Origin of the sequence: Streptococcus sp. DD13 (genome assembly GCF_001578875.1) — a bacterium.
GTDB lineage: Bacteria > Bacillota > Bacilli > Lactobacillales > Streptococcaceae > Streptococcus.
The window spans coordinates 74,628-83,150 of the sequence record NZ_KQ969508.1 but is presented as its reverse complement, the minus strand read 5'-3'; the positions used below and the strand labels follow the sequence as shown (position 1 = coordinate 83,150).

Here is an 8,523-nt window from a genome sequence, read left to right as displayed (position 1 = left end):
ATTGGTAAATTTCAATAATGCTGCGGTGTTACTAGCCTTGTTTGGGCTTGCGGTGACTGTTTTCTTTGTTGTGAAAGGAATCAAGGGAGGGGTCATTTTATCGATTGTGGTAACGACTCTTGCAGCGATTGCCGTTGGATTTGTCAAACTTTCTACGATTAATTTTTCGGAAAATAGTTTTGGGACGGCTGTTCGCCAGCTTGGAGAGATTTTCGGGGTTGCCGTAGGACCAAAAGGTATAGGGGCACTTTTTTCGGATACATCTCGCCTTCCGCAGACCCTGATGGCAATTTTAGCCTTCTCCCTAACCGATATTTTTGATACGATTGGAACTTTGATCGGGACTGGTGAAAAAGTTGGGATCGTCGCAAAAACAGGGGAAAACAAGGAGTCAGAGGGATTGGATAAGGCCCTTTATTCTGACCTCGTAGGGACCTCTGTTGGAGCGATTGCAGGGACTTCAAATGTCACAACTTACGTAGAATCTGCTGCAGGGATTGGTGCCGGAGGCCGGACGGGACTGACTGCCCTGGTCGTTGCGATCTGCTTTGCCTTATCAAGTTTCTTGAGCCCCTTGCTTGCGATTGTTCCTTCTGTCGCAACCGCACCTATTCTAATTGTTGTGGGAATCATGATGCTAGGTAGCTTGAAAGATATCCACTGGGATGACATGTCAGAAGCTATCCCAGCCTTCTTTACCTCTATCTTTATGGGATTCAGCTATTCTATCACCTATGGAATCGCTGCCGGTTTCCTGACATTTAGCTTGATCAAAGTTTTTAAAGGACAGGCCAAAGAAGTTCATGGAATTATCTGGGTATTAGATATTTTATTCATTTTAAACTTCATCAGTATGGCTATCTTTTAAGAAGAAAAAGGAGTTTGTCGCAGGGCAAACTCCTTTTCTTTTCTGGAAATAATTGGTTAGACCGATCGTTTTGATATGATCGACGTATTTTTGGATTTGGATTCAATATACTTCTAAAGCTTGTTACATAGGGCTTTTGGCTTTTGCATTGTGTAGCAAAAAGAGAATGAACTTCTTATGTAAAATAAAGGGATGCCGTTTATTTAGGCTCGCTTTTGTTGTTATGAAAGAAATAACTATTTTCTAGTTTTTCGAAAAATCCTCTCTCCAACTATCCTTGAAGGTCACATCGCCCCAATTGTTGGTGCTAAAGTGGCTGGAGTAGATGGAAGTCCAGTCTTTCAGGACTTTATTGCGGAGTACGTCATCTGCTTCCTTGCGAATGTCTTCAACAGTCTTTCCATGCTCTGCCAGAAAGGTTTCTACTTGAGACTGGCTATAATATCTCACATATTTCTTATCCTGATACCACATATAGCGTTCTAATTGTTGATTATTGACATCGTAAAGATACTCTACATTTATAGTTGTCTCTGAACCTGGCATTCTCAAACGCATTTCTACTCCAACTTTTGTCATATCCTGAAAGCCAAAATAAAAATAATAACCTAGAAATTGAATAGCATTTGGCAAATCCTCACTGTCATAATCAATAGAATGAATGGAAATTTCTTGAGAATCATTGTCGACGATTTTTAAACCTTTTAACTGATAAAAAGCTCGACCATTCCAGAGAAACGTAAAATTATGATAATCACTTTCTTCATAGTATATTTCATCAAAAATATTGTGAATCCGTTGCTGCTTATAATACTGAAAACCACCAAAAGATAAACACAAGGCTATAAAAATTGAAATAAGTAGTCGTCTTTTTTTCTTCATCCGATCACCTCATATCTGTTAATTCTTGGTTACCTGTTTCAATATTTCGAATGAAATTATAAGTACTTGGGTACTTTTTCTGGAGATAGTCCATACCCTGTTTTTCATTAGGTAATTTAAAACGACATTGCATTCCTGGTCCGTCCTCATATTTCATTTCATATGGTAGTAATTCTGTAAAAATTTTCTGTTTGACCATATTTATTCATCATTCTTTGGTATTCACTCGCACGAATTTGAGCGACTTTTTATTTCCAAACAATTTTTCGATTGAATTTTTACGGAGAAGATATTTCCTTTCTTATAATCATCTATATAAGAATAAATTTGCTTATCTAGGGTATCAATAACTCTTTACTCTTTCAATTTTTGCTTCATTTTTTCTAAGAAATGATTTAATTCTGTTTGAACTTTTTGTACTAGCTCTTTTTGCTGAGTCTCACTTATCTCAACTCGTTTTGTTGTCCCATCTTTCTCAGTATAGTAATAACTTGAATGTATTAACCCCCATTCTCTATCTAAAGAGTAGGCTAAATCTATTTTTTTCCCATCAATTATAGTTGAAGAGGTAATCAGGATTCTATTATCATCTTGACTAGGCACTCGTACAATCAATTTCAAATCACCTTCAATCTCAAGTTTGTCTATTCCACCCAAACGTCTTATCACAGAGTCTGACGGAATCCCATAGCCAGCTTCTCTAATGGTATTCGCATTGCGATTATCAAGTATTCTCGCAACTAATTCAATCTTGTTTTTAGAAGAAAAATTTGGAGCAGGGAGTTCATCAGGAATAAAGAGTAACCAAAATACTAATACAGTCACTCCTAATAATAGAAAGATTATTCCTTTTTTAAGTACCGACATTTTTTACTTCACCCCTCTTTAAATAATCATAAAAATCCTCTTTTGATTTTTTATGATCTTGCGTATCTGCTTGCCACAAAAGATCCCAGCGTTTTCCATGCTTAATATACTTACCACCGATTGTATCATTGTCAATAAGGTATTCTAAAGTCTGTTTGCCATTGTCTTGACGACCATTCCCTAATGCCTGATAAAACTCGTTGACTTAATTCACCTTATTCTGTTATGAAAGAAATCACTTCTTTTCTAGTTTTTCGATAAATCGTCTCTCCAACTATCCTTGACGGTCACATCGCCCCAATTGTTGGGGCTAAAGCGGCTGGAGTAGATGGAGGTCCAGTCTTTTAGGACTTTATTGCGGAGTACATCATCTGCTTCCTTGCGAATGTCTTCAACAGTCTTTCCATGCTCTGCCAGAAAGGCTTCCACTTGAGACTGTAGATAATATCTCACATGTTTCTCATCCTGATACCACATATAGCGTTCCATTTTTTTATTTGTTACACTATATGTATAACTTACATTTATTGTATTTTTTGTCTCAGGGAGTTTTATTCTCATAAAAATAAAAACTTCAGGTGCTCTATAATTCGAAAAATAGAATTGATAACCTAATTTCCCAATGTTTCTAGGCAAGTATGACGCTGTGTATTCAACACTATGTATATAAACATCCTTTGAATCATTATCCGTAATATGGATACCATTTAAATTATTAAGCACACTTTTACGCCATAAAAATTCAATATTCTGGTAATCACTCTTCTCATAATATATTTCATCAAAAATATTGTGAATCCGCTGCTGCTTATAGTACTGAAAACCACTGAAAGATACGAACAAAACTACTAGCAACGAATAGAATACAAATTTTCTCTTCTTCATCCGATCACCTCATAGCAGCCGGAGCTTCTATCGGACTAGATTTCATTTTTTCTGACGCCATATTATGATCCTATTCTAAAGTTATATTTCAACTTATATTCTATCATATTATTTAGGGATACAAATTTAATATAGCGTGATATTTGGTTCTGTCAATCATTTTGTGTAAGCACTCAAGTAGAGTTGGTTCAGTTATAAAATCAAGCTCTTTGATACGGTGCGATAAGTGTTGAGTAGAAATGATCAAAAGGATATGGTATAATTTACGTATGTTTTGTAGTAAAAATGAAGAGGCCTTTCTAGACTTTGGTCAGCGACTGGGCGGTCTGCTCCAGGCAGGAGACACACTGGTACTGACGGGTGAGCTAGGTGCAGGGAAGACGACTTTTACGAAAGGGATTGCCAAAGGTTTGGGGATTCATCAGATGATTAAGAGCCCGACCTATACCATCGTTCGTCAATATGAAGGTCGCCTCCCTCTGTATCATTTGGATATCTATCGCATTGGAGATGATCCAGACTCGATTGACCTAGATGCTTTTTTGTATGGTCAGGGGGTCACAGTGATCGAATGGGGAGACCTTTTGGGTGAAGGTGTTTTGAATGATTACCTAGAAATCGAAATCACTCCTCAAGGACAAGAAAGGCAGATTCGCCTCATAGGACATGGTCCACGTAGTCAAGCACTAGCAAAAGAGGTTCTCAATGGCTGAGGGAGTTTTAAACATTCGAGAAGCAGTGGGATCCGACGCACCAGTTTTGCTGTCATTTTTACAACAGATGGCGCTAGAAACGGATCTCATTTTATGGGAGGAGTCTGATTTCCCAGATGATCTGGAGCGATTTGGGCAAATCTTAGAGGAGAGCTATCACTCCCTAGCCTCGTTATGTCTTCTGGCCTATGTCGATGACCAGCTGTGCGGGGTCTTGCACCTTCGGGGGAAGCAGGGGCGTCGGCTCAATCATATCGCGGATGTGTTTATCGTCCTTGCGCCAGCCTTTCGTGGCTATGGAATCGGGAGTTTGATGATGCAAGAGACACTTGACTGGGTCACCACTATGGATCTACTTCGACGGATCGAATTAACTGTTCAGGTGAGAAATAAAGCAGCAGTCGCCCTCTATCAAAAATTTGGCTTTGAGATAGAAGGGATTCAAAAAAGAGGGGTTCAAGATGCCGATGGCGTTTTACTTGACCTCTATAGCATGGCTCTATTGATAGGAAGTGATGTATGAAGTTAGGAAAGAAAATTGCGCTGATGGTAGCCTCTATTGTGGCCATGACACTTGGAGCTGTCTTTTGGTACTATAGTAGTTTTACAGGTTATTTCAACACTACCATGGGTGGGACGCTGAACATTTTAGAAAACTCCAAGCAAGAACCGATTGAAGCAGACAAACCACTAACCATTCTACTGATGGGAGTGGATATGGACCAGGAAACGCGAGGTGGGAAATGGGAAGGTGGTCGTAGCGATTCGATGATCTTGATGACCATTAACCCTAAAACGAAAAAGACGACTATGGTCAGCCTTTCTCGTGATATTATGGTCAAAATCGCCAATGCCAATGGAACGGATAGTGGGACGATTGAAAAACTGAATCACTCCTATGCCTATGGTCAAGCTGCCATGGCCAAGGCAACCATTGAAAAAATGCTCGATATCACGATTGATCGCTATGTCGAAATCAATATGGACGGACTCATGGATTTGGTGGATGTGGTGGATGGTATTGAGGTGACGAATAACCTCGGGATTACCATCTCTATCTCGGAGCATGAGCCAAAATATACAGCGACCGTAAAGCCAGGTGGCCCGCAATTAATCAACGGGAAACAAGCTCTTGTCTACGCGCGGATGCGGTATGATGATCCAGAAGGGGATACCGGTCGGCAAAAGCGCCAACAAGAAGTCATCCAAGCCCTGCTTAAAAAGCTGTTAAAAGTAGATAATATCACCCAATACAAGACCATCATGGATAAGGTCAGCAGCAATGTCCAGACCGACTTGACGATCAATACCGAGACGATCCGAGTGCTTTTAGGATATGCGGATTCACTCAAAACAATCGAGTCTTATTCCCTTGTAGGAGAAGGGCAAATGATTGATGGCGTTTCTTATCAGATTCCGACAGCAGAGGAAGTGTTATCGATTCAAAATACGATCAAATCCTCTATCGGCCAGCCCACTTCGGACGTCCTTGTGACCAATGTGCAAGTAGCAGAGTTGCGCTCTGGTCTCCCATCAAAAGTGGAAGTACAAGATGCCTATACAAAAGAGGTAGTTCTTGCCGCCAATAGCTCTGCTACTTATCTACCTGAAAGTACGGGAGTCGTTGATCCCAATGCAACAGTCCTTGTACCAAGCCAGGAGGAGCCGGCAACGGTCTACTATCAAAATGGTGGCTAAGGTCAATAAGTTGAATAAGAAAAGGCTTTGAGTGTTTACTCAAAGCCTTTTTCTGTATCTGTTAGGTATTTCTTTTGGATTTGTTGGATTTCTTGTAGATTTCCTGCGATACTCATTTGGTAACTACGGACCTTGTATTGCAGGTCTTGTGCGAGCTCTTTTAGGGGTTTTTGATAGGACTGAAGAATCTGAAGTTGCTCTTGGATATTTTTGGAAGAGCGTTCTAGTCGGTCTTTCAGCTCTTTGCCATTCTTGATTTTTTCTTGGAGTTGCTCTCTTTGTTGAAACAGGTGATAGGCCGTTCCAGCTAAGGCTGTTAGGGCAATCAGATGACGGATTTTCATGTTAGTCTCCTATTTTTAGTTCTTGTGCGAGTTGAGCGAGAGCCTCGAAGTCTGGCTCGTGGGCTGTGAATTGAATCTTCAAGCCATCTTCCTGGTTAAAACGAGGCAGAAGGTGAACATGGGTGTGAAAGACTGTTTGACCTGCCGCTTCCTCGCTGTTGTTGATCACATTCATCCCAGCCGCCCCTAAGCGGTCTTTTAGATGTTGGGCGATCATTGGGATTTTGCGAAAAAGCTGAGCGCTGGCTTGGTCATCCATTTCAAGCAAGCTGCGGTAATGTGTTTTTGGAACAACCAGGGTATGCCCTTTGGTGACTTGGGTGATGTCCAAAAAAGCCTTGATATCTTGGTCTTCATAAACCGTTGAGGAAGGGATCTCCCCTGCGATAATTTTACAGAAAATACACTCGTCCATAATACACCTCTTTTACTGAATTTTGTTATAATATATTATAACAAATTATAGGAGAAATGCATGTTAGAGTTGCAAAATGTTACAGGCGGTTATGCCAACATCCCAGTCTTGAAGGAGGTTAGTTTCAAGGTAGGTGATGGAGAGCTGGTTGGCTTGATCGGTCTGAATGGTGCAGGAAAATCCACGACGATTAAAGAAATTATCGGTCTTTTAAGTCCGTATGCTGGGACCATAGAAGTGGATGGGCTGACCTTGCGGTCCAACTCGACAGCCTATCGGAAAAAGATGGGCTACATTCCTGAGACCCCAAGCCTCTATGAAGAGCTAACCCTAAAAGAGCACTTAGAATTGGTCGCGATGGCTTATGATTTGGACTGGAACCACACCTTTAAAAGGGCTATGGACTTATTGCAGCTCTTTCGATTGGATGATAAGTTGGACTGGTTTCCGGTTCATTTTTCAAAAGGGATGAAGCAGAAGGTCATGATTATTTCGGCATTGATGGTTGAGCCGTCGCTTTTGATTGTCGATGAGCCCTTTCTAGGATTGGATCCCTTAGCCATCCAACAATTCACAGAGCTACTCAGTCAACTGAAGAAGCAGGGGACTTCCATTTTAATGTCGACCCACGTGTTGGATTCAGCAGAAAAAATGTGTGATCGTTTTGTGATTTTGCATCAGGGACAGGTCAAATCTCAAGGAGACTTAGCGACCTTGAGAAGGGAGTTGGGGCAGGAAGCAGCGAGCTTAAATGACATTTACCTCTCCCTAACCATGGATGATGAGGTGCTAGCATGAGAACGGTTTTCAAGAAACGGCGTCGCGCTTTTCATCTTCGCTGTCTTGGCTATCTTCGCTATGTCTTAAATGATCATTTTGTCCTTATTTTATTTGTGTTACTGGGATTTTTAGCCTATCAATATCGTCAGATTTTAGTGAATTTTCCTCAAAATCCTGTTGGGATTTATGCCTTATTGGCTTTTGTGAGTGTCTTTTTCCTACTCCTTGGGCATCCAGCAACATTTTTGGAAGCAGCCGATCCTTTTTTTGTTCTGGCCAAGGAAGAAGAGGTGAAAAGGCAGGTAAAACGCTCCACCATCTGGGCAATCCTTTTATGGAATATCTTGCAATTGCTGGGGCAACTCATTTTCCTTCCGCTTTATTTGCGCCTACAGATACCTCTGTGGGGGATCCTCCTGTATTTCTTGCTACTTTTCATCCTCAAAACCCTCTATCATTGGGGGCAGGTTCGGACTTTTGAGCAGAACGGGATTTTTCAATGGGACCGTGTCATTCAGACGGAAAAGAAGCGCCAGCAGCGGATTTTACAGTTTTTTGCTCTTTTTACCAATGTCAAAGGGATGACGAGTACGGTAAAGAGACGGTCTTATCTGGACAGTGTTTTACGCCTTTTGGATCAACGGTCTCGTAAAACATGGTCCTACCTTTATCGACGAGCTTTTTTTCGATCTGGAGATTTCTGGAGAATGAGTCTTCGCCTCTTTGTGCTTGCCTTGCTGGTCCTTACATTCGTGTCCACCTCTTGGCTGGCTCTTCTTCTGGCAGCCTTGTTCAACTATCTCATGTGGTTTCAATTGGCCTCTCTGGCTAAGGTCTATGATTATCAATATTTGACACAATTGTATCCACTAGAAAAAGAGGACAAACGAAAAGGCTTGATAGACGTGATTCGCTTGGTAACCTATGTCTTTGTGGGGATAGAAGTGATCTTAGGATTCTTTGTTTTGGCCCATCCTCTGTATAGCCTGTGCCTCTTAGTCTTACAGGCCCTACTCAATCAGCTTTACCTGCCAGTAAAGGTAAAAAAAGTGATTGACGAACGGGGGGAAA

At 41.1% G+C, this 8,523-nt stretch carries 11 protein-coding genes and 1 pseudogene; 6 read left to right on the top strand and 6 right to left on the bottom strand.

Annotation, left to right across the window (positions count from 1 at the left end; all coding sequences use genetic code 11):
* A partial coding sequence (locus STRDD13_RS07600) for an NCS2 family permease (protein ID WP_197457183.1) occupies positions 1-868 on the top strand: 868 nt, incomplete at its 5' end.
* A gap of 243 nt (positions 869-1,111) precedes the next feature.
* Here the strand turns inward: STRDD13_RS07600 and STRDD13_RS07595 are convergent.
* The 4 genes and pseudogenes from STRDD13_RS07595 to STRDD13_RS07580 form a co-directional block, all read right to left on the bottom strand.
* Entirely contained in the window at positions 1,112-1,750 is a 639-nt protein-coding gene (locus tag STRDD13_RS07595) for a TipC family immunity protein (RefSeq protein ID WP_067103648.1), read from the bottom strand.
* 188 nt (positions 1,751-1,938) lie between these two features.
* Positions 1,939-2,051, bottom strand: a pseudogene (locus STRDD13_RS09010) (site-specific integrase); the annotation flags it as partial.
* 53 nt (positions 2,052-2,104) lie between these two features.
* Positions 2,105-2,617, bottom strand: a complete 513-nt coding sequence (locus tag STRDD13_RS07585) for a hypothetical protein (RefSeq protein WP_067103646.1) — start codon at positions 2,615-2,617, stop codon at positions 2,105-2,107.
* Between the two features lie 246 nt (positions 2,618-2,863).
* Positions 2,864-3,502, bottom strand: a complete 639-nt coding sequence (locus STRDD13_RS07580) for a TipC family immunity protein (RefSeq protein ID WP_067103645.1) — start codon at positions 3,500-3,502, stop codon at positions 2,864-2,866.
* Between the two features lie 269 nt (positions 3,503-3,771).
* Here STRDD13_RS07580 and tsaE point away from each other — a divergent pair, with 269 nt between their 5' ends.
* Genes tsaE through STRDD13_RS07565 form a run of 3 tightly spaced genes read left to right on the top strand, consistent with a single transcriptional unit; the run spans position 3,772 to position 5,913 of the window.
* Positions 3,772-4,215, top strand: coding sequence for a tRNA (adenosine(37)-N6)-threonylcarbamoyltransferase complex ATPase subunit type 1 TsaE (gene tsaE / locus STRDD13_RS07575; RefSeq protein WP_067103643.1), 444 nt, complete (start codon positions 3,772-3,774; stop codon positions 4,213-4,215).
* Positions 4,208-4,738 carry a GNAT family N-acetyltransferase gene (locus tag STRDD13_RS07570; RefSeq protein ID WP_067103641.1) on the top strand — a complete coding sequence of 177 codons (531 nt, stop codon included), beginning with the start codon at positions 4,208-4,210 and terminating at the stop codon, positions 4,736-4,738. The genes tsaE and STRDD13_RS07570 overlap by 8 nt, the downstream gene beginning before the upstream one ends.
* Positions 4,735-5,913 (top strand): LCP family protein, encoded by a 1,179-nt coding sequence (locus STRDD13_RS07565; protein WP_067103639.1) that lies wholly within the window; start codon positions 4,735-4,737, stop codon positions 5,911-5,913. Before STRDD13_RS07570 ends, STRDD13_RS07565 begins: the two co-directional genes overlap by 4 nt.
* Before the next feature lie 35 nt (positions 5,914-5,948).
* Here the strand turns inward: STRDD13_RS07565 and STRDD13_RS07560 are convergent, their stop codons facing one another.
* Positions 5,949-6,257, bottom strand: a complete 309-nt coding sequence (locus STRDD13_RS07560) for a hypothetical protein (protein WP_067103637.1) — start codon at positions 6,255-6,257, stop codon at positions 5,949-5,951.
* A 1-nt stretch (position 6,258) separates the two neighbouring features.
* Positions 6,259-6,672 (bottom strand): HIT family protein, encoded by a 414-nt coding sequence (locus STRDD13_RS07555; protein WP_067103635.1) that lies wholly within the window; start codon positions 6,670-6,672, stop codon positions 6,259-6,261.
* A gap of 60 nt (positions 6,673-6,732) precedes the next feature.
* On the opposite strand from STRDD13_RS07555, the gene STRDD13_RS07550 reads away from it, so the two are divergent.
* Entirely contained in the window at positions 6,733-7,470 is a 738-nt protein-coding gene (locus tag STRDD13_RS07550; RefSeq protein WP_067103633.1) for an ABC transporter ATP-binding protein, read from the top strand.
* Positions 7,467-8,523: ABC transporter permease (locus STRDD13_RS08625; protein WP_067103632.1), on the top strand; the 1,057-nt coding region annotated here is incomplete at its 3' end. The genes STRDD13_RS07550 and STRDD13_RS08625, both read left to right, overlap by 4 nt.